This is a genomic window from Mesorhizobium sp. C268A (genome assembly GCF_040324475.1).
In the GTDB taxonomy this organism is placed as follows: domain Bacteria; phylum Pseudomonadota; class Alphaproteobacteria; order Rhizobiales; family Rhizobiaceae; genus Mesorhizobium.
On sequence record NZ_JAMYVX010000001.1, the window covers coordinates 1,112,903 to 1,134,465 of the forward strand.

The 21,563-nt window shown below is 63.4% G+C and carries 23 protein-coding genes; 3 read left to right on the forward strand and 20 right to left on the reverse strand.

Annotated features, from left to right (window positions below; all coding sequences use genetic code 11):
• Positions 1-12 precede the first annotated feature (12 nt).
• Positions 13-1,179 (forward strand): amidohydrolase, encoded by a 1,167-nt coding sequence (locus NKL06_RS05700; RefSeq protein WP_023692869.1) that lies wholly within the window; start codon positions 13-15, stop codon positions 1,177-1,179.
• Positions 1,180-1,191: 12 nt separating this feature from the next.
• On the opposite strand, the gene NKL06_RS05705 is transcribed toward NKL06_RS05700, so the two are convergent.
• Positions 1,192-2,109, reverse strand: coding sequence for a fatty acid desaturase family protein (locus NKL06_RS05705; protein ID WP_023692868.1), 918 nt, complete (start codon positions 2,107-2,109; stop codon positions 1,192-1,194).
• Between the two features lie 87 nt (positions 2,110-2,196).
• Between NKL06_RS05705 and NKL06_RS05710 the strand changes: the two genes are divergently transcribed.
• A complete protein-coding gene (locus NKL06_RS05710; protein WP_023692867.1) occupies positions 2,197-3,096 on the forward strand; it encodes a LysR substrate-binding domain-containing protein in 900 nt (299 codons plus the stop codon).
• 13 nt (positions 3,097-3,109) lie between these two features.
• On the opposite strand, the gene NKL06_RS05715 is transcribed toward NKL06_RS05710, so the two are convergent.
• From NKL06_RS05715 to NKL06_RS05750, 8 genes are all read right to left on the reverse strand, one after another.
• Positions 3,110-3,382 carry a DUF3303 domain-containing protein gene (locus tag NKL06_RS05715; RefSeq protein WP_023670254.1) on the reverse strand — a complete coding sequence of 91 codons (273 nt, stop codon included), beginning with the start codon at positions 3,380-3,382 and terminating at the stop codon, positions 3,110-3,112.
• A 38-nt stretch (positions 3,383-3,420) separates the two neighbouring features.
• On the reverse strand, positions 3,421-4,884 hold the full coding sequence (locus NKL06_RS05720) for a RimK family ATP-grasp domain-containing protein (protein ID WP_023692866.1): 1,464 nt from the start codon (positions 4,882-4,884) through the stop codon (positions 3,421-3,423).
• Between the two features lie 5 nt (positions 4,885-4,889).
• Complete coding sequence (locus NKL06_RS05725; RefSeq protein ID WP_023692865.1) at positions 4,890-5,987, reverse strand: peptidase C39 family protein; 1,098 nt, start codon at positions 5,985-5,987, stop codon at positions 4,890-4,892.
• Between the two features lie 159 nt (positions 5,988-6,146).
• Positions 6,147-6,938: an anti-sigma factor family protein gene (locus NKL06_RS05730; RefSeq protein ID WP_023692863.1), complete on the reverse strand. Its 792-nt coding sequence runs from the start codon at positions 6,936-6,938 to the stop codon at positions 6,147-6,149.
• Positions 6,935-7,453: an RNA polymerase sigma factor gene (locus tag NKL06_RS05735; protein WP_023692862.1), complete on the reverse strand. Its 519-nt coding sequence runs from the start codon at positions 7,451-7,453 to the stop codon at positions 6,935-6,937. Before NKL06_RS05735 ends, NKL06_RS05730 begins: the two co-directional genes overlap by 4 nt.
• Before the next feature lie 162 nt (positions 7,454-7,615).
• On the reverse strand, positions 7,616-8,032 hold the full coding sequence (locus NKL06_RS05740) for a type II toxin-antitoxin system VapC family toxin (RefSeq protein ID WP_023692861.1): 417 nt from the start codon (positions 8,030-8,032) through the stop codon (positions 7,616-7,618).
• Positions 8,032-8,274: a type II toxin-antitoxin system VapB family antitoxin gene (locus NKL06_RS05745; protein ID WP_023687289.1), complete on the reverse strand. Its 243-nt coding sequence runs from the start codon at positions 8,272-8,274 to the stop codon at positions 8,032-8,034. The genes NKL06_RS05740 and NKL06_RS05745 overlap by 1 nt, the downstream gene beginning before the upstream one ends.
• 47 nt (positions 8,275-8,321) lie before the next feature.
• Positions 8,322-11,096: a DUF2339 domain-containing protein gene (locus tag NKL06_RS05750; protein ID WP_023692860.1), complete on the reverse strand. Its 2,775-nt coding sequence runs from the start codon at positions 11,094-11,096 to the stop codon at positions 8,322-8,324.
• Positions 11,097-11,343: 247 nt separating this feature from the next.
• Here NKL06_RS05750 and NKL06_RS05755 point away from each other — a divergent pair, with 247 nt between their 5' ends.
• Entirely contained in the window at positions 11,344-11,808 is a 465-nt protein-coding gene (locus NKL06_RS05755) for an NUDIX hydrolase (RefSeq protein ID WP_023692859.1), read from the forward strand.
• Positions 11,809-11,909: 101 nt separating this feature from the next.
• Here the strand turns inward: NKL06_RS05755 and recO are convergent, their stop codons facing one another.
• The 11 genes from recO to rpoZ all read right to left on the reverse strand — a co-directional run bounded on the left by recO (position 11,910) and on the right by rpoZ (position 21,323).
• Positions 11,910-12,701, reverse strand: coding sequence for a DNA repair protein RecO (gene recO / locus NKL06_RS05760; protein ID WP_023692858.1), 792 nt, complete (start codon positions 12,699-12,701; stop codon positions 11,910-11,912).
• 102 nt (positions 12,702-12,803) lie between these two features.
• Positions 12,804-13,697: an aminoglycoside phosphotransferase family protein gene (locus NKL06_RS05765; RefSeq protein WP_023692857.1), complete on the reverse strand. Its 894-nt coding sequence runs from the start codon at positions 13,695-13,697 to the stop codon at positions 12,804-12,806.
• Positions 13,698-13,741: 44 nt separating this feature from the next.
• Positions 13,742-14,668 (reverse strand): GTPase Era, encoded by a 927-nt coding sequence (gene era, locus NKL06_RS05770; protein WP_023670243.1) that lies wholly within the window; start codon positions 14,666-14,668, stop codon positions 13,742-13,744.
• Complete coding sequence (gene rnc / locus NKL06_RS05775; RefSeq protein WP_023692856.1) at positions 14,665-15,381, reverse strand: ribonuclease III; 717 nt, start codon at positions 15,379-15,381, stop codon at positions 14,665-14,667. The genes era and rnc overlap by 4 nt, the downstream gene beginning before the upstream one ends.
• Positions 15,381-16,130 (reverse strand): signal peptidase I, encoded by a 750-nt coding sequence (gene lepB, locus NKL06_RS05780; RefSeq protein WP_023670241.1) that lies wholly within the window; start codon positions 16,128-16,130, stop codon positions 15,381-15,383. Before lepB ends, rnc begins: the two co-directional genes overlap by 1 nt.
• A gap of 89 nt (positions 16,131-16,219) precedes the next feature.
• A complete protein-coding gene (gene acpS / locus NKL06_RS05785; protein WP_023670240.1) occupies positions 16,220-16,633 on the reverse strand; it encodes a holo-ACP synthase in 414 nt (137 codons plus the stop codon).
• Positions 16,630-17,214, reverse strand: coding sequence for a DUF2062 domain-containing protein (locus NKL06_RS05790; RefSeq protein WP_023670239.1), 585 nt, complete (start codon positions 17,212-17,214; stop codon positions 16,630-16,632). Before NKL06_RS05790 ends, acpS begins: the two co-directional genes overlap by 4 nt.
• A 264-nt stretch (positions 17,215-17,478) precedes the next feature.
• The gene (locus NKL06_RS05795; protein ID WP_023692854.1) at positions 17,479-17,859 is read right to left on the reverse strand and encodes a VOC family protein; all 381 of its coding nucleotides are present in this window, start codon (positions 17,857-17,859) and stop codon (positions 17,479-17,481) included.
• A gap of 11 nt (positions 17,860-17,870) precedes the next feature.
• Complete coding sequence (pyrE, locus tag NKL06_RS05800; protein ID WP_023687283.1) at positions 17,871-18,449, reverse strand: orotate phosphoribosyltransferase; 579 nt, start codon at positions 18,447-18,449, stop codon at positions 17,871-17,873.
• 113 nt (positions 18,450-18,562) lie between these two features.
• Entirely contained in the window at positions 18,563-20,794 is a 2,232-nt protein-coding gene (locus NKL06_RS05805) for a RelA/SpoT family protein (protein ID WP_023692853.1), read from the reverse strand.
• Between the two features lie 127 nt (positions 20,795-20,921).
• On the reverse strand, positions 20,922-21,323 hold the full coding sequence (rpoZ, locus tag NKL06_RS05810; RefSeq protein WP_023692852.1) for a DNA-directed RNA polymerase subunit omega: 402 nt from the start codon (positions 21,321-21,323) through the stop codon (positions 20,922-20,924).
• Between the last annotated feature and the right edge of the window lie 240 nt (positions 21,324-21,563).

Here is a 21,563-nt window from a genome sequence, read left to right on the forward strand (position 1 = left end):
AAGGAGAGCGCAATGCTGCACAACGACCCCATCGCCGCCCTCACCCCGCAGGTGGTGGAATGGCGGCATCACATCCACGCCAACCCCGAACTCGGTTTCCAAGAGTATGAGACCGTGCGCTTCGTCGCCGACAAGCTGCGCACCTTCGGGCTCGACGAGGTTCATGAAGGCATAGGCGGCACCGGCGTGGTTGGCGTCCTCAGAGGACGGCCAGGCGTGCGCGCCATCGGGCTTCGGGCCGAACTCGATGCCTTGCCCGTGCTGGAGAAGACAGGATTGCCATATGCGTCGAAGAAAGACGGCGTGATGCATGCCTGCGGCCACGACGGGCACATCGCGATGCTGCTCGGCGCCGCCAAGCTGCTCGCCGACAACAGAGCCTTCGACGGCACCGTCTGTTTCATCTTCCAGCCGGCGGAAGAAAATGAAGGCGGCGCCATGCGGATGATCGAGGACGGACTGTTCGAGCGCTTCCCCGTGGAAGCCGTCTACGCCGTCCACAACTGGCCGGGGCTGCCGCTCGGAAAGATCGCGGCCCGTGCCGGGTCGATGATGGCGGCCGTCGACACTTTCGAACTGAACTTTGAGGGGACCGGCGCGCATGCCGCCATGCCGCAGCTAGGCGACGATCCCGTGCTCGCGGCCGGCGCCTTCGTCCAGGCCGTGCAGCGCATCGTCAGCCGTTCGGTCGACCCGCAAATGGCGCTGGTCGTTTCGATCACCCAGATCCATGGCGGCAATGTCGGCAACATCGTGCCGGGCAAGGTCTGGCTGCAGGGAACCTGCCGCTTCTTCGAGCCCACTTTGTCGGACCATTGCGAAAGGCTGATCGGCGACATCGCGCAAGGCATTGCCTCGGCGCATGCCCTCACCGCCAAGCTCGCCTACAAGAAAGGCTACCCGCCGCTGGTCAACACGTCGGCTGCCACTGACCGGGCCGTCCAGGCGGCAACCGCGGTTGTCGGCCGCGAGCAGGTCGAGACCGCATTCAACCCGAGCCTCGGCTGCGAGGATTTTGCCTACATGGTCCGCGAAGCCGGCGGCTGCTATGCCTGGGTCGGCGCAGGAGCGGTCAGACCGGGCGAAGGGCTGCACGGCGATCGCTATGTCTTCAACGACGCCATCGTCCCCACCGTGCTCCGCTATTTCGTCACGCTCGTTGAGCAGACGCTACGCTGACGGCCGAGCGCCTCAGCGCAAGGTCTCGACGTATTTCTCGTGGAAGCTGACATAGCCGGGTTCGACGACTTTGAGATGGCGCTCGATCAGCTGGTGGAAGGCCGGCAGCTGATGGAAGGGCACGCCGGGATAGGCGTGGTGCTCGGCGTGATACGGCATGTTCCAGGCGACTTTGCGCACCAGCCAGTTGGTCAGCGTGGTGCGGGTGTTTTCCAGCATGTTGGCGACAAGCGGGCAGCGGCCATGCTCGGCCAGCAGATAGAGCCTGAGGAAGGGCTGGCCGAGCAGCGCCGGCACGATCCAGACATAGAGCAGTACACTTGCCTCGAACCACAGGGCTAGCGCGGCGACCACGACATAGAAAGCGATCATGGCGCGGGCTTCAGTGCGCACCTTGGGCAGGCCTTTCGGCGGCACGTAGCTGTCGTGGCAGCCGCCAATCGCGTTGGTGTAGAGTGTCTGCAAATGCCCCCACCACACCGGCAGGCCCGAGACGTGGACGATGTATTGCCGCATCGTCTCCGGTTTCGGGAAGGCGAGTTCCGGATCGTTCTCGGGATCCTGGGTGAAACGGTGATGGGCGAAGTGGAAATAGCGAAACCAGTCGGCGGGCAGCGCGATCGCCAGGCTGCAGACCCTTGCGGCGGCATCGTTGAGCCACTGCGTCTCGAACGCCGTCCTGTGCACCGTCTCATGCAGCAGCGTGAACAGGAAGACGATAAGAATGCCTTGCGGCAACATCAACAGCGGCCAGTACGACACCTTGGCCGCAATCAGCCCGCCGATAGCCACAATCGCGCCGAGATGGAAGGCGAGTTGGACCAGACCCGGCCCGTCCGACTTGCCGGTCAGGCGGCTGCGCTGCTCATTGGTCAGGAACGCGATGACGTCGCGATGGTCTCTGGGTTCAAACTGGGCCGATACGGTCATGGCGCCAAGCTACTCGAATAAGAAAGCTTTCAAAAGACGAGGATTTCTGCGACACAGATAAGCTGACCTTACCTATCGGATCACCCAATGACCGCGCTTCCTTCCCTGAGAGGACTTCAAGCCTTCGAGGCGGCGGCGCGCTCGGGGAGTTTCGCCGCAGCGGCGGATGAGCTCTCGATCTCGGCGGCTGCGGTCAGCCAGCTCATTCGCACCGTCGAGGAGCAGATGGGTCGAAAACTGTTCCATCGCGTCAACCGCCGCGTGGTGCTGACGGAAGCCGGCGTCGAGATGCTGCCCCGGCTGACCCTGGCTTTTCGGGAGATCGGCAGCATCGCGCGTGGCAGCGATGCCTTCCGCCCGCGGCTTGTCGTATCGGTGCCGCCGTCCATGGCGATGGGCTGGCTTTCCGAACGCCTCGCCGGCTTTGTCGCCAGCCGCGGCGCCGTCGACATATCCCTGCGCGGCGATGACGATCCGGTGCCGTTCGACCGCGAACTGATCGACATCCGGCTGTCCTTCGGCCCGCACTATCGTGAACACCCGAGCGAGGAGATCGTCAGGGACGCCGTCTACCCCGTCTGCGCGCCAGAACTCACCGCCAAAACCGACAGCCTCGCCGGCCTGCCACTGATTCACACCGACTGGGGACCGACCGGCGCGTCGTTTCCGTCTTGGCGCACCTGGTTCGAGGCGGCGGGCATAGAACCCGGCCGCGCAGTGCAGCGCGGCCTGTCGGCGAACTCGTCGCGGGCAGCGCTCGACCTTGCCATTTCAGGGCTGGGCGTGGCGCTGGCGCAAGGCATTTATTGCGCCGGGGCGCTGGAAGAGGGCCGTTTGGTCCGGGCTAATGCCCTATCGATCGCGCTGCGTCAGCCATATTGCCTGACGATCCCGGAACGCAGTGCAAGGCGCGACCTGGTGGCGGCGTTTCGCAATTGGCTGATTGAGGAATGCCGGCGGTCGGTGGGTTCGCCGGTGCTCGGCTGATGGACCGAACTGCTCAGAGATGGCCGGCCAGTGCGGCGACCATGTCCTTGTTCGTCGCCACGGGAATGATCTCGAACTCCACCAGGTCAGACCATTCGATGACCCAGCGCTGCAGCAGCGTGACGTCATCGGCTTCGACCAAAAGGAAGCAGCGGCTCATATCAGCCGCGATCCAGGAGTGGTGCACGACAAGCGCGTCCGGCTTCAATCGGCCGCGCTCGCCGAAACGGCGGTAGATCTCCTTGCGGTCGCAGCCGGTGAAATCCTCGATGACGATGAACTGCATTTTTCCCCCTCGGTTGAATTACCGCCCGGGACGGCAAACTAACGCCCGGGACGGTCCAGCCGCTCCAGGAACCATTGCGTCAGCCGCACCCAGACTTCGTCCTTTTCGCCGGAATCCTCCCAGCCATGGTCGAGGTTCGGGTTGTCGTTGACCTCGATGACGAAGACGCCATCCTTGGTTTCCTTGAGATCGACGCCGTAAAGCCCGTCGCCGATGCAGCGCGCCGCCTTCACCGCGGTGTCGACGACATGCGGCGGCGTCTCTTTCAGCGTGAAGGTCTTGATACCGCCCTGGTCGGGCTTGCCGCTGGCCTTGTGGTTGACGATCTGCCAGTGTTTTTTCGCCATCAGATAATGCACGGCAAACAGCGGCTGCCCGCCGAGCACGCCGACGCGCCAGTCATATTCGGTCGGGATGAATTTCTGCGCGATCAGGAGATCGGAATCCTCCAGCCACTCGGTGGCGAGCGTCTTCAGTTCTTCGAAGTTGCCGCATTTCTTGACGCCGCGCGAGAACGATGAATCCGGGATCTTCAGCACCAGCGGAAAGCCCAGCGTCTGCGCCGCCAGTTCGAGGTCCGAGGTGCCGGCTATCATCACCGTCGGCGGCACCGGCACCTTGTTGTAGGCCATCAGTTCGTTGAGATAGACCTTGTTGGTGCAGCGGATCATCGACAGCGGGTCGTCGATCACCGGCATGCCTTCCTGCTGGGCGCGGCGCGCGAAGCGGTAGGTGTGGTTTGAGATCGAGGTGGTCTCGCGGATGAACAGCGCGTCGTAATTGGCGAGCTTGGCCAGGTCCTTCCTGGTGATCGGCTCGATTTCGACGCCCATCTTTTCGGCGATCTTGGCCCAGTAACGCAGCGAGGAAATCTCCGACGGCGGCAGTTCCTCATGCGGATCGACCAGCGTGGCGAAGGTGTAGCGTGCCGGCGTGCGGCCCTTGGTGTCGCGCCACTCGCGGTTGGTGTACGTCTCGAGCGCCTGCACGAAGAGGGCTTCTTCCTCCTCGGCCATCCTGGCCAGCGGCAGGAAGCCTATCTTGCGGATCGAAGCCCATTCGGCGCTGTCCTTGATGTGAACCTCAAGCGCCGGAGCGCGGAACCAGTCGAACAACAGCTTGGCGAAGCGGTCCCAGACCTTCGACGGTCCGATGCCGAAGAAGATGCAGATTTTTTGCGGGAAAACGCCTCCGAGATCCTTGCGGCATTTGTTGAGCGCCAGCTCCAGTTCCGGCAGCGCGTGCTCGTAGAGCTTGCGCTCGGACAGGTCGATCATCGTCTCGACCGTCGGGATGACCTTGTGGCCGCGCGAACCGGCGAGCAGAGAGGCATAATAGCCGCGGCTCTGGTAGGCGTAATTGTTCGACAGGTTGATGACCTTCGGCTGCTGGCCGCGAAACAGCGCCGGATGCGCAAGATAGTCACGGTTGGTGATGATCTTGTGCGGCGTCGCCGCCGGGTCGAGATCGTTCTGACGGCCGGTGAGGATGACCCAGGTCATTGTTATCAGCGTTTCCCAAGAGTGATGGCAGCACGCAGTCCGTCGCGGCCGAATTGCGCCATGTTCATGAAGATGCCGTGCGGCACGGGAATGTTGGCGGCATCGAGGATGGTCTCCTGTCTTTCGTCCTCGACCCAGGGATCGTGGATCAGGATGTGGTCGCCATCGTCGCCGATAGCCAGCACCCAATGCGGCACCTTCTTGCCGAACATCAGGAAGCCGCTGATCAGCACCAGCACCAGTTTTCCCTGAGCCAGGGCGCCGCGGATATCATCGATGGTGAACGGACGGTAATTCACCGGGATGCCGTAAAGTTCCGCGCGGCGGCGAAAGTCCACCTGGGCAAGTTCCATCACCCGGCGCTTGTCGTCGCTGCGCACCGATTGCAAGAACAGCGCGCCATAGAAGGACACGAAGATTTCCGCCGCAAGCCCGCTTTCGTAGCCGGAAACCGCAAGGCCGAAGGGCTCGCAGCCGCCCGGGCCGGACATCATGAACACGGTCGTTGCCTCGCGCCATAGGCGGATTTCCATGACCGGATCGGGCACGAAGCCGGAATCGAAATTGGCCATCGCCATCATCAGGCAGCATGGACCGCAGGTGAACTCGCAGGTCTGCTGGTAGAACGGGACTTTGGTGGCGACCGGAATATCGCCGCGCAAGGTCTTTTCGTAGCGCAGCGCGGTGGCGCCATCCTCGTAATAGTGAGGCTCGCGACCGATCTTGCGGTAGCCGCTCTGCTCATAGATGCCAATGGCGCGAAGATTGTCCTCGCGCACTTCGAGACGCAACATCATGCGGTCGTGCTCGAAGGCAGCTTCTTCGGCCGCTGCAAGCAGCATGCGGCCAATGCCGCGGCCGCTGAAAAACGGGCTGGTGGCAAGCGAATAGAGCCGGGCGACGCCGCTGCCCTTGCGAAACAGCACGATGGCGTAGCCGGCGACACGACCATCGCTTTCGGCGACCAGCATCTCGGCTGTCTCGCGTTCGATCAACAAGCGGAAGGAGCGCCGGGAAATGCGGTCACTGGAAAAGACCGCCTTCTCGATGGCGGCGAGGTCATCGACGTCGGACGCGCGGGCCTTGCGAATCTCGGCAGGCATGCGGGTTTGGAAAACCTCGATTGGGTGGAGGAAAAGGCCGCGGTCAAAAACGTCGCAAACATCAGCCGAAACGCCGATATCCATCAAGCGCTATCGCACTTCGAATAGGGCCGAATTGTGACACTTTCTACCCAGGCGCATTCCCGAATCGGAATGCGCTTAACTGGCGATACCCGACAGAAGCTGACCGTAGGCGCGCTTGGCGACCGCAGCCAGCTGCTCTCGCGGCAGCGAGCCGACGACGGCGCAGGCATAGCCCTTGTCCAGCCAGTAGACCGCCTCGGGACCGTCGGCGTCGGCCATGTAGGTGCCCTTGGACTTGGCTGAGGAATCAGCGGTAACGAACAAGGAGATGCGCTGACCCTTGGCGTCTTCGTAAAGCAGCATCGCTGCCTTGCCCTGGCCGGCGGGTAGCAGCCGGCCGCCAACCAGCTGGAAGCCTTCCGCCACCAGATCCGGCGCCACCAGTTTCAGGCCGACGCGGTTGGACAGCCAGGTCTGCAGGTGATCCTTGTCGCTTGCCGGCACTTCCACCGCATGGCGCTGTTCGGCGGCATAGATGACATGGGCGGCGATCGCCTCTTCGGCCAGTTGGTCATCGGCGCCATCTTCCCTGCCGATGCCGTCGATGCCGGCAAAATAGCCGCCAAGACCGCCGATGACGAGCACTGCGGCCGCCGCGGCCGCAAGCCACCAGCGCGACTGCCGCGCCGCCGCTTTGGTCGCGCCTTCACCGCTAACGATCTGCTTGAACAGCACCGGCACGGGCTCGTCGAGCACACCGGCAAAGGCGGCGCGCAACGCGGCGCGGTCGGCGGTGTAGCGGGCGCTTTTCGCCTTCATTTCGGGATTGGCGTCGATCCAGGCGTCGTAGGCGGCGCGCTCGTCGCCCGGCAGCTCGCCGTCGAGAGCCATGTGGATATCGCGTTCGGAAAAATCGCGGCGGGTCATTTCTCGACGATCCTTATCGAGCGGCGGCGCGCCGTGTCATCGAGCAGGCTGCGCAGCTCCTCGCGTCCGCGCGCTATGCGCGACATCAGCGTGCCGGCGGGCACGCCGAGAATGTTGGCGGCTTCGGCATAGGAAAACCCTTCGATGGCGACCATGACGAGGGCGGCGCGGCGGTCGGGGCTGATCGCCTGCAATGCGTCGATGATCTCGCGCGAGGCGGCGTTCTCGGCCTGCTCGGCGGGGACTGTCTGCGCCTCGTTTGCGTCGAGCGGCAGGATCGCCGCCTCACCGCGCCGGTTCACCTTGCGCATCTGATCGATGAACAAATGATGCATGATCGTAAACAGCCACCTCCGGGGGCTTTCTCCCGTCTGCCAGCTTTCAAGCCGCAAGAGCGCTCGTTCGAGGCAATCCTGGACGAGATCGTCAGCGGATTCGCGGTCGCGCAGAAGCGAGCGTGCGTAGCGGCGCAGGCGCGGTATTTCGCCAAGGATTGCTGCCTTCTTTTCGTCCATGACCGCTGGTTCTGAGGTCGCCCTTGTTTAACCCGATTGAACGCGCCTTCCCGGCGCGGCGCAAGCGGCCAGCGCGAAGCGGTCTGCCGCCCCGGTCACCCAAGCAGTGAGATAACGAGTTGATCGGCTAAATTATTCCCCGCAATCAACAAAAGGGCCGAATTATCCTAAATCGGTCAGTGCGAAATCATGGCCTTTGTACAGCAGTGGAAGATCGCGGCTTTTCGCGCAGGCGTAAGCAAAACAGTCCCCGAGATTCAGATCCGCCTTGTGGCCAACGGCTTTGCCGTAACGGGCGCTCGCGTCAATGGCCCGAGAGCCGATGTTGTCGTCAATGGCCAGACTCTCTCCCATGATCTCCACAATGAACTCATCGATCAGATCGCGGGCATGGAGAAGGGCTTCAGCGCTGGGTCTGCGCGGGCCGGCGCCGGCCCTTGCCAATGCCTGTGTTGCTTCGAAGTGAACCAACGGAGAAACCCAGACCTGCCCGGAAAAACCGGATAGCTGCTTCAGCAATTCCTCCCACCCAGGTTCCTGGTTGAGAATGGCGACGATCACCGACGCGTCGACAAACATCAGTCTTCCCACAGCTCGTCGGTGAACTTCTTCATATCGAAGTCGGGATTGGGCAGGCCAAGCTTCCTGGCCCTGTCCTGAAGACTGGCGATCCGATCGCGCAGCGGCACCTTCGCTCGATTGCGCTCAAGTTCGTGCACGAGCGCGACCCTCACCGCCTCCGTTTTGCTCGGAGCGTTCGTCTCGCGTTGCAATCTGCTGGCCAGCGCATCCACTTCGTCGTCGCGGATATAGAGCGGCATTGAATATCCTCCGTTGGATATTCATTTATTCCACCTCGTATATCACTTCAAGTTGCAGCGTTGGCCTCCCTCGCCGCCCGCGTCAGCAGCCGCTGGTAGAACAGGCCTATGCCGATCAGCACGGCGCCAAGACCGATGAACGACAGCGCCCTGAGCACGCCTTCCAGTTCCGACATGTCGAACAGGAAGACTTTTACCACGGCAATCGCGATCAGCGCCGCCGAGGCAATGCGCAGCACCTGCGACTTCAGCCAGACGCCGGCGGTCAGCAGCACGACGCCGATGATCAGCCAGAGCGCCGAATAGGTGTAGGTCTCAAGCTGCCCGAGGCCGCTCCACAGGCCGATGAACTCGCCCTTGAACACGCGCCTGACCGACAGTGTGGCGTAGGCGAAGACAAGCAATGCCGCCACCACCGCCAGCATCTGCGCATACCATGGCGGCCGCTTGTCCCTGGCATAGAGCGCCAGCCCGCCGGCGGCTATGGCCGGCAACAGGTAAGCCAGGAACAAGAGGTTGAACACCGGGATCTGGCCGGTCGACTCGTCGGTGAACAGCGGATTGAGCACCAGGAAATGCTGGAGGACGATGAAGGCGACCGAGAGCACGCCGGCGGCCATCGAGCCGTAGCGCAGCACAGAGCTTGGCGAGCGCATGTCGATTGCCAACAGTATTGCGCCGGCGCCGATGGCGATCAGCGTATAGATCGCCTGTTCGGCGAGCGTCACCGGGCCGGTGTCGATGACGCCACCATGCATGGCGTGGCGCACCAGCATGGCAACGGTGAGCAGCGCAAACAGGGCTGCACCCGCCTCCATCGCTAGGCGCGGCCGGCCATTGCCAGTTGTTGGTAGTGCGGGGGTGGTACGCGCGAGTTGCCAGGCGGCAAAGCCGAAGGCTAGCGCCGGTACGCCGTATCCCGGCAGCAGCCAGTTGAACACCGGCGTCGTCGTCAGGAACTCGGCGCCGACGATGGTCGGATCGAAGGCGACGCGGCCGAGCACGGCGACGACCGCGCCGACCGAAATCCAGCCCAGCACGGGATAAGAACGCCAACGCGTCGCCAGCGCCGGCACGATGGCGGCAACGCCGGCAAGCAACGTGGTCCAGCCGGAACCGAAGGCCATGTGCAGCATCAGGAGCCCGGCCAGAGCCGAGCCGCAAAGCGCGAAGGAGACGGCGACGTCGCCCTTGAGCGGCGGCTGTTCGGCGCGCGCAATCCATTCGCCGCCGGCGGCGAAGACGACGACCAGAAGGGCAGCTATCGCTGCGTAGACAAGGTCGCGGTCGAGATTGCCGTAGGCGAGCCACAGCGTCAGCAGAATAAGCAGCGGCGCAGCGACGCCCCATGCCGCCCAGCATGCCGCGCGGACCCGTGCTGAGGCGGCGAAGCGGCGTGCGGCCCAGAAGCCGGCGCCGATGAAGACCAGGCCGAGGCCAATGCCGATGCGCAGCGTCAACGGATTTCCGGCCGCCACCGGCATGCCGTCAAAGCCGATATTCCCCTGGGTTATGTCGGAGCCGATGGTGGTGGGCGGAATGATGCCGAGATGGATCATCACGCTCACCACGCCGGCGGCATGCAGCAGCGGCAGCGCGCGCGGCCGGTAGAGTGCGGTGGCGACAAGGGCGACGAGGACGAAGGCGCCCGGCAAGGCGCCACCGGCGGCGACCAGCGTCGTGTCGACCGACAGGCCCAGCGCTGAAAACGCAACGAAAACGCCAGGCACGATCGAGGGCCAGTCGAAGCCCGCCTTTGCAGGTTCCGCTTCGCCGCCACGACTGCCCAGCCAAATAAAGGCAAGCACCGCCAGCGTCACCGCGTCGATGAACAGGATGACGGCAAGGTCGGCGACGAGCGTACTCATCATGTAGGCGATGGTCCAGGCGCCGGTGCCGAAGAAGGCGGCCGCAATCAGGAATTTCCAGTCGCGTATGCGGGAGATCACGGCTGTGGCGGCAAGCACGATCGCCAGGTAGACGAACAGCGCCCATGGGTTGGGCGCCTGCGAGGACACAAGCGCCGGCGTCGCCATCGAGCCGACAAGGCCGATGCCGGCCAGGGCCTGACCATGGACGAGAGCGGCGACAATGGTCGCTACGCCGATGGCGCCGAGCACGGTGAAGGCGAAGGCCGGGCCGACGAAACCGTAAATGGCGTGCGCGGCATAGACCGCACCGAACAGGATGAAGGCGCCGGCAGCCGTCAGGATCGCCGGAATATAGGCGCCTGCAGCCCCTTGCACCGGCACCTTGAAGCCGGTGCGGCGGATGAACTCGCTGCCGCCGATCAGCACCAGGCCGAGCAGCGCCGCCAGGGACAGCCGCACTTCGGGGCCGAAAATGCCGGCCTCGATGGTGTAGCGGATCAGGAACAGGCCGCCCAAAGCCAATGCGACGCCGCCGACCCAGACCGCCCATCGTGTGCCAAGCGCGGTTTCGACCTCGGACTGGCGGGCTCCCTTCGCCGTGGCGGCAGGCGCGGATCCGGTGAATGCCGCCTTGGCCGCGGCTGACAGTTCTGGCACGGCCACGCTGGTGGCCGCTTCGGCCTCGGCGGCCGGTGCCTGGGCATGTGCCGCGTCGGCTGTTGTTGGCGAAGCTATGTCGGCAACTGGTGCGCTAGCGTGAGCGGCATCCGCCGGTGCGCTTGCAGCCTGCTCGGCCGGTTTGGCAACGGGCGGTGTCGCATGCACGCCGGACAGAACCAGGCTGCGCAGCGCTCCGAGCTCGCGCTCGATCAGACTGACGCGGCCCTGCTGGCGCAAGACGAGGACAAAAAGCACGATAACGACGACGGCGCCAATCAGGCTTTCAAACATGGCGGTTCCCCCAAACCAGGCCAGTTTTCACTGACAATTGCGGCGGCCACACGGCCACCCCAGACGGCTATTCAAGTCACGCCACCGCAATGGTGGCCGAAAAGAAGTTATCGAGCATGTTTCGTCGGCAAATTCCAGCGGCCTACGGTCTTTATCCTCACCCATCATCTGAGATAGCCAGGAATGGCATGCCGCCGCCACTTGCCCAGGAGCCATGCTATCCTCGGATGAACTACGAGGAAATCGAATGCCGAAACGAAGTGCAGGGCTGCTGATCCACCGGACAAGGGTCGGCATTCTCGAATTTCTGCTCGTCCATCCCGGCGGCCCGTTCTGGGCAAGGAAGGATGAAGGCGCTTGGTCGATCCCCAAGGGCCTCGTCGAGGACAATGAAGATGAGTTGGCCGCCGCCCGGCGCGAGGCTGGGGAAGAACTCGGAGTCAGCATCGATGGCGATTTCGAACCTGTCGGCAGCTATCGGCAAGCCGGCGGCAAGATTGTCATCGCCTGGAGCGTCGAAGCCGATTTCGATCCCGATGCCGTTAAAAGCAACATGTTCACGATCGAATGGCCGCCCAGGTCAGGCGTGACGAAGGAATTTCCCGAAATCGACAGGGCCGGCTGGTTTTCCTTCGCCGAGGCCAGCCTCAAGATCCTCGGCGGTCAGCGCGCCATCCTCGATGATTTCATGGAGCATCGCAAAGCCGGCTGAGGCTCTTGCCCTACGAGTACCCCCACCCTAACCCTCCCCACAAGGGGGAGGGAATGCTGCCGCATGCAGCTTTTGGTGTGAACCTGGACGGTTTGCGGAGGTCAGCACCCACCGAGTCTCCCTCCCCTTTCTGGCGCAGCGTCTGCCGTAGTGGCGGCATTGCCGCCCGAATGATGCTTGCGCAAGGCGGCGAGGAAGCCGGCACGGGCATCGGGCTGTTCAATGCCGCGCGGCTCGTAGACATGGCGAGTGAAAAAGAAACCGGTCAGATGGAAGGCGTCCTCGAGTGCCGCGTGGTCGGCCCGCAAGCCGGAGCCGCGCTGCAGGAAGGCCGGCAGCGCCAGCATCTTGTCGCGCCACGGCGCACCGGCGGCTCGCGACACCGCACGGCCGGATTTCGGCGAGACATAGGCCAGATCCTGCCTGGCGCCGGTCGCCGCGCACTGGCTGAGATCGAGGCCGAAGCCGAGTTCGTCGAGGATGAGCAGTTCGAAGCGCGCCACCAGTTCGCCGGCGGCATCCGAATCGTCCAGATGGGCGATCATCACGGCAAGCGTCTCATACAGGCCGCCATGGGCGTCGCGCTCGGGCAGGAGTCTGAGATGCGCGGCCATGGTCTGCAGGCCGTAGACGGCGACAGCGCTGTCCATCAACCGGGCGGCATTCATCTCGATCGCCTCGGCCTGGAAGGTGCCGAGATGCTCGTCTAGGCGGGCTCGCCACAACAGGTCGACCCGGTTGCCGGGCTGCAGCACCGGCTGCTGCTTGCGCGAGCGCCCGCCGCGCACCAGGCCGAGATGGCGGCCATGCGCACGCGTCATTACCTCGAGAATGGCGCTGGTTTCGCCATGCTTGCGGGTGCCGAGTATGATTCCCTCGTCGCGCCATTCCATGGCAGGAGCTTGTCACCGGTTGCGTGGCGAAATCAAGATTTTGGCGCGCCGCGTGCGATCTGTGCTGACATTGGATCCCCACACATCGTCGAAAGGCTCTGATCATGCGAATTTCCGGTGATCGGCCAGAACGTCGTCGATGACGCGGCGCGATCGTTCCGCCTCGGCCTGGTTGGCGTCGTGTCCGGCAACGGTGATCAGCGCTTTCCACAGCGTCCAGCCGCGGCCGCGCGCCCAGGTCGCTTCATCGACGTCGATGGCAGCCCGGAACGACTCCCGGCTCTCGCCCTGGAAGAATGTCCAGGCGATCGCCAGGTCGCAAGAGGGATCGCCGATGCCTGAGGTGCCGAAGTCGATGATGGCGCTCAAACGGCCGTTTTGGACCAGAAGGTCGCCCCAGGCGACGTCGCCGTGAAACCAGACGGGCGACCCTTGCCAGGTGGCGGCAAGGGCCGCATCCCAGACAGCGGTGGCCGCCTGGGTGTCGATCTGCCCCTCCAGCGCCTGGAGTGCTTCCCTTGTCTGGTTGTCATACACGCTCGGCGATCCGCCGCGGAAGAAATTGTGCTGGCCCGCGGGCGGCCCGCCCGCCGGATCGATCCGCCGGAGCGCAATGAGGAACTTGGCCAGATCGACCGCGAACTGTGGGCGATCGGCGATTTCGGCGGTCTTGGCTGTTTCGCCGTCGATCCAGCGGTAGACGGACCATTGCCAGGGGTAGTCCTCCCCAGGCTCGCCCATCGCCAGTGGAACCGGGATCGGCAGCGGCAGAAGCGGCTGCAGCCTGGGCAGCCAGCGGTGCTCTTTTTCGACCTGCAAGGCATATGGTGCGGCACTCGGCAGCGGCACAGTCATATCATTGCCGAGGTGGAAGGTTCGGTTGTCCCAGCCGCCAAACGCCACCGGCCTCACCGGCAGATGCCGCCATTGCGGAAACTGCGCGTTGACCAGCCGGCGCACGAGATCGGTATCGATGGTCGGTTTTGGATCAGGCATGTCATCGTCTCAAACTGCCGGGCGGCATTTCCAGACGATGAAGCTCAATGGGGAAACTCAAGCCCCATCTCGCGGTAGCGCTCGGGGTCGTCGCCCCAGTTTTCACGCACTTTGACGAACAAGAACAGGTGCACTTTCTGCTCGAGAATGCCGGCTATTTCCATGCGCGCCGACTGGCCGATGGCGCGGATGGTCTCGCCCTTGTGGCCGAGCACGATCTTCTTCTGGCTGTCGCGCTCGACATAGATGGTCTGGTCGATGCGCACCGAGCCGTCCGGTTTCTCTTCCCATTTCTCGGTCTCGATATGCGAGGAATAGGGCAACTCCTGATGCAGCCGCAGATACAGCTTCTCGCGGGTGATCTCGGCGGCCAGTTGGCGCATCGGCAGGTCCGAGATCTGGTCTTCCGGATAGTACCAGGGGCCGACCGGCAGCGCTTGCGCGAGATAGTCGAGCAAATCCTTGCAGCCGGAGCCGGTCAGCGCCGAGACCATGAAGGTGCGCTTGAACGGCACCTTTTCGTTTGCTGCCGCAGCCAGGGCCAGCAGCGCCTCGTGCTTGACCCGGTCGACCTTGTTGAGGATCAGCACCATCGGCTGGCGGACGTCCTTCAGCCGCTCGAGGATGGCGTCGGCGTCACCCCTGATGCCGCGCTCGGCATCGATCAGCAGAAGCACGATATCGGCGTCCTTGGCGCCACCCCAGGCGGTGGTCACCATCGCGGTGTCGAGCCGGCGCTTCGGCTTGAAGATGCCGGGCGTATCGACAAAGACGATCTGCGCGTTGTCATGCGTGGCGATGCCGCGCACGATGGCGCGGGTGGTCTGCACCTTGTGGGTGACGATCGACACCTTGGCGCCGACCAGTTGGTTGACCAGCGTCGACTTGCCGGCATTGGGCGCCCCAATCAGGGCAACGAAGCCGGAATGCGTGGCCTCCGCTGCCGGAGGGAGATCTTCGCTGCCGGTCACGCCGCACTCCCTTGGTTGGCCCAGATGCCCTCGCGCATAAGAAACGCCGATGCCGCCGCTTCTTCGGCTGCGCGGCGAGAGCCGCCCGTGCCGCTTGCCGGCGCAAAACCGCCGACCTTCACGGACACCGTGAAAACCGGTTGATGTTCAGGTCCCTCGCGTTTCTCGATCGCGTATTCGGGCCTGACATCGCTGGTCTTGGCGATCCATTCCTGCAGGTCGGATTTCGGATTGGGCGGCTTGGCCACCACCTTTTGCGAGCGCGGCTCCCAGTAACGCAGGACGAATTGCCTTGCGGCATCGAGGCCGCCGTCGATATAGACCGCCGCGATCAGCGCCTCGACCGCATCCGCCAGATAGTTTCCGCCCGAGCCGCGCGAGCGCGCCTTCAAGGCAGCGTCGGCCCGAACCAGATCTTCGAGCTGCATTTCAATGCCGATCTCGGAGCATGTCCGCGCATCGACCAGCGCATTGAAGCGCGGGGCGATTTCACCTTCCGGCGCTTCAGGAAACTTTTCGAAAAGCAGGTCGGCAACGATCAGGCCGAGCACGCGGTCGCCAAGGAATTCGAGGCGCTGGTTGTTGCTGCTTGCCTTGACCGCACTGGAATGGGTCAGCGCGGTCTCGAGCAAACGGACATCCCGGAAGGAATGGCCGGTTTTGGCTGTCACCAAATCGGCCAGAGTTTCACCCGTCGGGCGCTTCAAAGCCATCAATTCACGAAATGGAACAGGCGCGACAGGCGCACCAGCGACGGCCATTTCCAGATCTCGAGCGGGCTCGCCTTCCCGGCGATCGAGAAGAAGACGATGTTGGCGCGGCCGACAAGGTTCTCCGCCGGCACGTAGCCGACGCTGAGGCGGCTGTCGGAGGAGTTGTCGCGGTTGTCGCCCATCATGAAATAGTTGCCGGGGGGCACGACGAACTCGCGGGTGTTGTCGGTGATCGAATTCGGTGTCAGGTCGAGCGTGTCGTAGCTGACGCCGTTGGGCAGGGTCTCGCGATAGACGTCGACCGGCTCAGGCACTTCCGTGATATCAGGATTTTGGATCTGGCCGGTTTTCACACGAGGCACGCCCTGGCCGTTGATGAACAATTGGCCGTCCTTCATCTGGATCTTGTCGCCGGGCAGGCCGACGACGCGCTTGATGTAGTCGAGCGACGGATCCGGCGGGAACTTGAAGACCACCACGTCGCCGCGCTTCGGATCGGAACCCCAGATGCGGCCGGAAAAGATGTCGGGGCCGAATGGCAGCGAATAACGCGAGAAGCCATAGGACCATTTGGTGACGAACAGATAGTCGCCTTCGAGCAAGGTCGGCCGCATAGAGCCGGACGGGATCGAGAAGGGCTGGAACAGCAAGGTGCGGATGACCATGGCCAGCAGCAAAGCCTGGATGATGACGCTGACGATTTCGCCAAGCCCGCCGGATTTCTTCTCGGATTTTTCAGCCACGCTCATGTCGTCCTCGATTGTGCGTTGGATGGTATAGAGTCTCGGCGCGCGCTGGGCAACGTCAAGTCGGCGTTAGAAGCGGTCGTCTGATGCAATCAATGTGGCGCTTGTTCGGCGGGCAACGCCTCGATGATCACAAAGGCTTGAGCAAGCGGGAAATCATCGGTGATTGTGAGGTGGATCGCCGCTCTGTGCCCCTGTGGCAGGATTTTGGCCAGCCGTGCCGCCGCTCCCCCGGTCAGCGCCATCGTCGGCGCGCCGCTGGGCAGGTTGGCGACCCCCATGTCGCGCCAGAACACGCCCTGCGCCAGGCCGGTGCCAAGCGCCTTGGCGCAGGCCTCCTTGGCGGCGAAGCGCTTGGCATAGGAGGCTGCGCGGCCCTTGCGGCCTTCCGAGCGGACCTGTTCGACCTCGGTGTAGATGCGCTGGATGAAGCGCTGACCATGCCGTTCCAGCGACTTTTCGATGCGTCTGATGTCGATCAGGTCGCTGCCGATGCCGATGATCATTCCGCCGGAACTTCCCGTCCGCGGTGCCCGGCCTTATGCGCCCGCTCTGCCATGCGCTTCCTGCGCTGCTCGCGAAAGGCTGTCATCCCCCAGCGGGTGATACCGTAGAAGATCAGCCCGAAGATCAGGCCGAGCGGCACAGCGCCGATCAGCATCGGCTCGAGCACCGGATGCCACAGTTTTGCAAACGACAGCGTGTGCATCATCTCACCAAGATGCGCAGGCGGTCCGTTCTTGGGCAGGCGTTCATGCAGGATCAGCTTGCCGACTTCCCAGGACGCTCCCCACAGCAGCGGGAAAGTCAGCGGATTGCCGAAGAATACCGCGCCGAGGGCGGCGGCCACCAGATTGCCGGCGACCACCCAGCAGAGCACGGCGGCGACGGCAAAATGGAAGCCGAGCGGAAAGAAGGAGGCGAAAACGCCGGCCGCGACGCCGGCCGCGACTGCATGCGGTGTCGCCTTCAGCCGCAGGATGCGCTTGGAGAAATATTGCAACGAACGCGAAAACGAGCGGCGCGGCCACAGATAGGTACGCACCCGCTCCAGAATGCCATCAGGCTTTCGGCGTCGAAAAAGCACTCTGTTCCAGTTCCCGGTTCATCACGCCCAAATTGCAACCATCCCTGGCCGGGCGCGGTCGCTCCATCTTGCGCTTCGAGGGCGCAGAAAGGCAACAACGACTTTGATATAGCGACTGCCTTGCGGCGGAACAATGAAACGCCGCCGCGATGGTCTGCCGCAGGCGGGTAACAAGAGCGCCATTGGGGCGAAACTGAGGACAATATCGATGAAAGCTCCCCGACGACGGCAAGGCCCGCGCGAGACGACGCCGAGGCGGGTAGATTATTCCCGATATTCGCTGACTTCGACCAAATTGCTGTCCGGATCGCGGAAATAGACCGACATCATCTTACCGCGGGCGCCGGTGCGCTCGACCGGACCGACTTCGATGGCAACGCCATTGGCTTCCAGACGGGCGCAAATCTCGGCAAGCGGCCTTGCGGCGACCAGGCAGAAATCGCCGGACCCAGGCATCGGCACCTTGGCCTTGGGCTCAAAGGTGCGGCCCACCTGATGCAGATTGATCTTCTGCGATCCGAACAGCAACGCCGTCGGCCGGTTCGGCTCGTCGAGGCGCTTGAGGCCAAGCACCCGCTGGTAGAAGGCGCAGCTGTCCTCCACAGAGCGGACCGTCAGCACGAAATGATCGATGCCGGCGATCATGGTGATGTCCCCTAGATGTTGCGGCTTCCTGGCTTAACGGCGGGAATGGCGGCAAGTTCCGGCGGCAGGCGGTCGGCGGGATAGGCCGGCACCTCATATTCGGCAAGCGCGATCAGCGGCACGCCGACATTGGTCTTGCCGGCCGAGCGGTCGATGATGCAGGCCGCCGCCACGACCTCTGCGCCAATCGCGCGCAGGCAGTCGATGGTTTCGCGGATCGAAAGACCAGTGGTGACGATGTCCTCGACGATGACGACGCGCGATCCCGGCGCGATCTCGAAGCGGCGCAGCCTGAACTCGCCGCCTTCGCGCTCCACCCAGATTGCTGGCACACCGAGATGGCGCGACGTCTCATAGGCCGGGATCAGGCCGCCGATCGCCGGGCCGACGACGTAGTCGATCTTGCCCGGCACCGCCTTGCGGATCTTTTCGGCCAGCGCCTTGCAAAGCCGCTCGGTCTTGTCGGCATGCATGAAGACGCGCGCCTTCTGCAGGAAGACCGGGCTGCGCAGACCCGACGTCAGGATGAAATGTCCCTCCAGAACAGCGCCCGCCTCGCGGAAAATGCCCAGCACCTCGTCGGTGTTCATTGTTTGCTCCATGCCCATGGTGAATGGTGAATGGTGAATGGTGAATGGCAGCGAGCACCTTCCTTCACTATTCACTATTCACTATTCACTATTCCCTATTCCCTATTCCCTATTCACCCATTCACACGCCGCGCATCGCTGACGCTCGAATTATCCTTGAGCTGCGACAGCAGCCGGTTGAGGTGCTTCAGATCCCAGACTTCGAGATCGATCAGCATTTCGGTGAAGTCGGGCGCGGTGCGCACCATCGACAGCGTATGAATGTTGGCGTCGTTGGAGGCAACGACCTGGGCGATGTCGGCGAGCGAGCCCGGCGCGTTGATGGCGGTGACCGAGACGCGCGCCGGAAAGCGCTCCTTGGTCTGCTCGTCAATGTCCCAGCGCACGTCGATCCAGCGCTCCGGCTGGTCGTCGAAGGCCTGCAGCGCCGGTGACTGGATGGGATAGATGGTGATGCCGGTGCCCGGCTGGACAATGCCGACGATGCGGTCGCCTGGCACGGCCCCTTCCGGCGCGAAACGCACCGGCAGGTCGCCGCGCACGCCGCGGATCGGCACCGCGCCATCGCGCGGCTGGTCCTTGTCCTTGCGCGCGGCTCGTGTGCCGGGCATCTGGAACAGCATGCCGGCGGCGTTGCGGATCTTCGACCAGCCCTCCTCGCGCTGCTTGGGGGCGCTGACGGTGACGCGCTCGTCCTTGTAGTCTGGGAAGACGGCCTTCATGACGTCGGTCGAGGCGAGTTCGCCGCGCCCGACCGAGGCCAGCACATCCTCGATGTCCTTGCGCGCCAGCCGGTGCAGCACCGGCTTCAGGCTTTCCTTGGTGAAGGTCTTCCCGGCGCGTTCGAAGGCGCGCTCGAGAATGCGGGCACCAAGACCTGAATATTGCTTGCGAATGGCGTTCTTGGTGGCGCGGCGGATGGCTGAACGCGCCTTGCCGGTGACCACCACCGACTCCCAGGCCGCCGGCGGCACTTGCGCCTTGGAGCGGATGATCTCGACCTCGTCGCCGTTCTTCAGTTCCGTCATCAGCGGCATGATGCGGCCGTTGACCTTGGCACCGACGCAGGTGTCGCCGACATCGGTGTGCACGGCATAGGCGAAGTCGATGGGCGTGGCGCCGCGCGGCAGCGCAATCAGCATGCCTTTCGGCGTGAAGCAGAATACCTGGTCCTGGAACAGCTCCAGCTTGGTATTTTCGAGAAAGTCTTCCGGGTTGTCGCCTTCTGCCAGTTGCTCGATGGTGCGCCGCAGCCAGGCATAGGCGTTGGTCTCCTTCGAGATCGCATGGGCGGCACCGTTCGTCTTGCCGCCGGTGTCCTTGTAGATCGAATGGGCGGCGACGCCATATTCGGCGATCTTGTTCATCTCGCGGGTGCGGATCTGCAATTCGACGCGCTGGCGCAATGGGCCGACAATGGTGGTGTGGATCGAACGGTAGTCGTTCTGCTTGGGCGTAGAAATGTAATCCTTGAAGCGGCCAGGCACCATCGACCATGTGGTGTGAATGGCGCCGAGCGCGCGGTAACAGTCTTCGACGCTGTCGACGACGACGCGGAACCCGAAGATGTCCGAGAGCTGCTCGAAGGACAGCGCCTTGGCCTCCATCTTGCGGAACACCGACCACGGCTTCTTCTGCCGGCTCTTCACCCCGGCATTGATGGCATGCTTCTCGAACAGCGCCGACAGCGCCTTTTCGATGTCGGTCAGCACACCCTTGTTGCGCTCGAATATCTCGGCAAGCCGCGCGGTGACGGCGCGGAAGGCTTCCGGATTGATGAAGCGGAAGGCGATCTCTTCCAGCTCCTCACGCATGCCTTGCATGCCCATGCGCCCGGCCAGCGGCGCGTAGATGTCCATCGTCTCCTCGGCGATGCGCAGGCGCTTGGCCTCGGGCATGTGGTCGAGGGTGCGCATGTTGTGCAAACGGTCGGCGAGCTTGACCAGCAGAACGCGGACATCCTCCGAGATGGCCAGCAACAGCTTGCGCAGGTTTTCTGCCTGCTCGGCCTTCTTGGAGACGAGATCGAGCTTCTTCAGTTTGGTCAGGCCTTCGACCAGCTTGCCCATTTCGGGGCCGAACAGATCGTCAATCTCGGCCCTCGTCGCGGTGGTGTCCTCGATCGTGTCGTGCAGCAAGGCGACAGCGATCGTCGCCTCATCCATGTGCATTTCGGTGAGGATGGCGGCGACTTCGAGCGGATGCGAGAAATAGGGATCGCCGGAAGCGCGCTTCTGGTGGCCATGCTTCTGCATGGCGTAGACATAGGCCTTGTTGAGCAACGCCTCATTGACGTCAGGCTTGTAGCGCGCAACGCGCTCGACAAGCTCATACTGACGCATCATGGGCGGGTTCTCACGGTGCTGAAATGATTGATGCGCCGCACTGATGTACGGCGCATCTCATAGATAGCCACGAAACACACGAGACGGAAGTGCCGGAACCATATTCCCGGCAGGTCCAGGGCAGCGATTAGTAGTCGTCGCTCTTTTCCGGGGGAACCAGGCCCTCGATGCCGGCCAAAAGGTCTTCCTCGGTCATGCGATCGAAGGTGACGTTTTCTTCCGCGTCGTCGGCGTCGGTAGCTGCAACTGCGTTGCTGGTCTGGTCGGCGATCGCCTCGCCGTCGGCCTCGGGCTCGTCAACCTCGACATGCTTCTGCAGCGAGTGGATCAGATCTTCCTTGAGGTCGTCGGGCGACAGCGTCTCGTCGGCGATCTCGCGCAGCGCCACGACCGGGTTCTTGTCGTTGTCGCGCGGCACGGTGATCGGCGCGCCCTGGCTGATCTGGCGGGCGCGATGGCCGGCAAGCAGCACGAGCTCGAAGCGGTTGTCGACCTTGTCGATGCAGTCTTCAACGGTTACGCGGGCCATTGATTGCCCCTTTCATGCCTGGATTTGATGGAAAACAGGCGCGGTCCATAACCCGAACGCCGCCAAAATACAAGCATTATGGCTCTGTGGCCCCATGGGCTGGCGAATGCCAGCTTCTGGCGCCGCTGAATGCCTTGCCGGCGAAGCCCGCCTCCCCGCGACGATGCGGCGCCGATCACAATTGCTTGCAGTCGGCCCTGGCACCCTTGGATTGCCGCAAAACTGGCGCTATCTCGGTTG

Bases quoted from the DNA above. Each gene is read 5' to 3' on its own strand.
- NKL06_RS05700 (WP_023692869.1), top strand. From the start codon at position 13: ATGCTGCACAACGACCCCATCGCCGCCCTCACCCCGCAGGTGGTGGAA.
- NKL06_RS05705 (WP_023692868.1), bottom strand. From the start codon at position 2,109: ATGACCGTATCGGCCCAGTTTGAACCCAGAGACCATCGCGACGTCATC.
- NKL06_RS05710 (WP_023692867.1), top strand. From the start codon at position 2,197: ATGACCGCGCTTCCTTCCCTGAGAGGACTTCAAGCCTTCGAGGCGGCG.
- NKL06_RS05715 (WP_023670254.1), bottom strand. From the start codon at position 3,382: ATGCAGTTCATCGTCATCGAGGATTTCACCGGCTGCGACCGCAAGGAG.
- NKL06_RS05720 (WP_023692866.1), bottom strand. From the start codon at position 4,884: ATGACCTGGGTCATCCTCACCGGCCGTCAGAACGATCTCGACCCGGCG.
- NKL06_RS05725 (WP_023692865.1), bottom strand. From the start codon at position 5,987: ATGCCTGCCGAGATTCGCAAGGCCCGCGCGTCCGACGTCGATGACCTC.
- NKL06_RS05730 (WP_023692863.1), bottom strand. From the start codon at position 6,938: ATGACCCGCCGCGATTTTTCCGAACGCGATATCCACATGGCTCTCGAC.
- NKL06_RS05735 (WP_023692862.1), bottom strand. From the start codon at position 7,453: ATGGACGAAAAGAAGGCAGCAATCCTTGGCGAAATACCGCGCCTGCGC.
- NKL06_RS05740 (WP_023692861.1), bottom strand. From the start codon at position 8,032: ATGTTTGTCGACGCGTCGGTGATCGTCGCCATTCTCAACCAGGAACCT.
- NKL06_RS05745 (WP_023687289.1), bottom strand. From the start codon at position 8,274: ATGCCGCTCTATATCCGCGACGACGAAGTGGATGCGCTGGCCAGCAGA.
- NKL06_RS05750 (WP_023692860.1), bottom strand. From the start codon at position 11,096: ATGTTTGAAAGCCTGATTGGCGCCGTCGTCGTTATCGTGCTTTTTGTC.
- NKL06_RS05755 (WP_023692859.1), top strand. From the start codon at position 11,344: ATGCCGAAACGAAGTGCAGGGCTGCTGATCCACCGGACAAGGGTCGGC.
- recO (WP_023692858.1), bottom strand. From the start codon at position 12,701: ATGGAATGGCGCGACGAGGGAATCATACTCGGCACCCGCAAGCATGGC.
- NKL06_RS05765 (WP_023692857.1), bottom strand. From the start codon at position 13,697: ATGCCTGATCCAAAACCGACCATCGATACCGATCTCGTGCGCCGGCTG.
- rnc (WP_023692856.1), bottom strand. From the start codon at position 15,381: ATGGCTTTGAAGCGCCCGACGGGTGAAACTCTGGCCGATTTGGTGACA.
- lepB (WP_023670241.1), bottom strand. From the start codon at position 16,130: ATGAGCGTGGCTGAAAAATCCGAGAAGAAATCCGGCGGGCTTGGCGAA.
- acpS (WP_023670240.1), bottom strand. From the start codon at position 16,633: ATGATCATCGGCATCGGCAGCGACCTGATCGACATCAGACGCATCGAA.
- NKL06_RS05795 (WP_023692854.1), bottom strand. From the start codon at position 17,859: ATGATCGCCGGCATCGATCATTTCGTGCTGACGGTCCGCTCTGTGGAG.
- pyrE (WP_023687283.1), bottom strand. From the start codon at position 18,449: ATGAACACCGACGAGGTGCTGGGCATTTTCCGCGAGGCGGGCGCTGTT.
- NKL06_RS05805 (WP_023692853.1), bottom strand. From the start codon at position 20,794: ATGATGCGTCAGTATGAGCTTGTCGAGCGCGTTGCGCGCTACAAGCCT.
- rpoZ (WP_023692852.1), bottom strand. From the start codon at position 21,323: ATGGCCCGCGTAACCGTTGAAGACTGCATCGACAAGGTCGACAACCGC.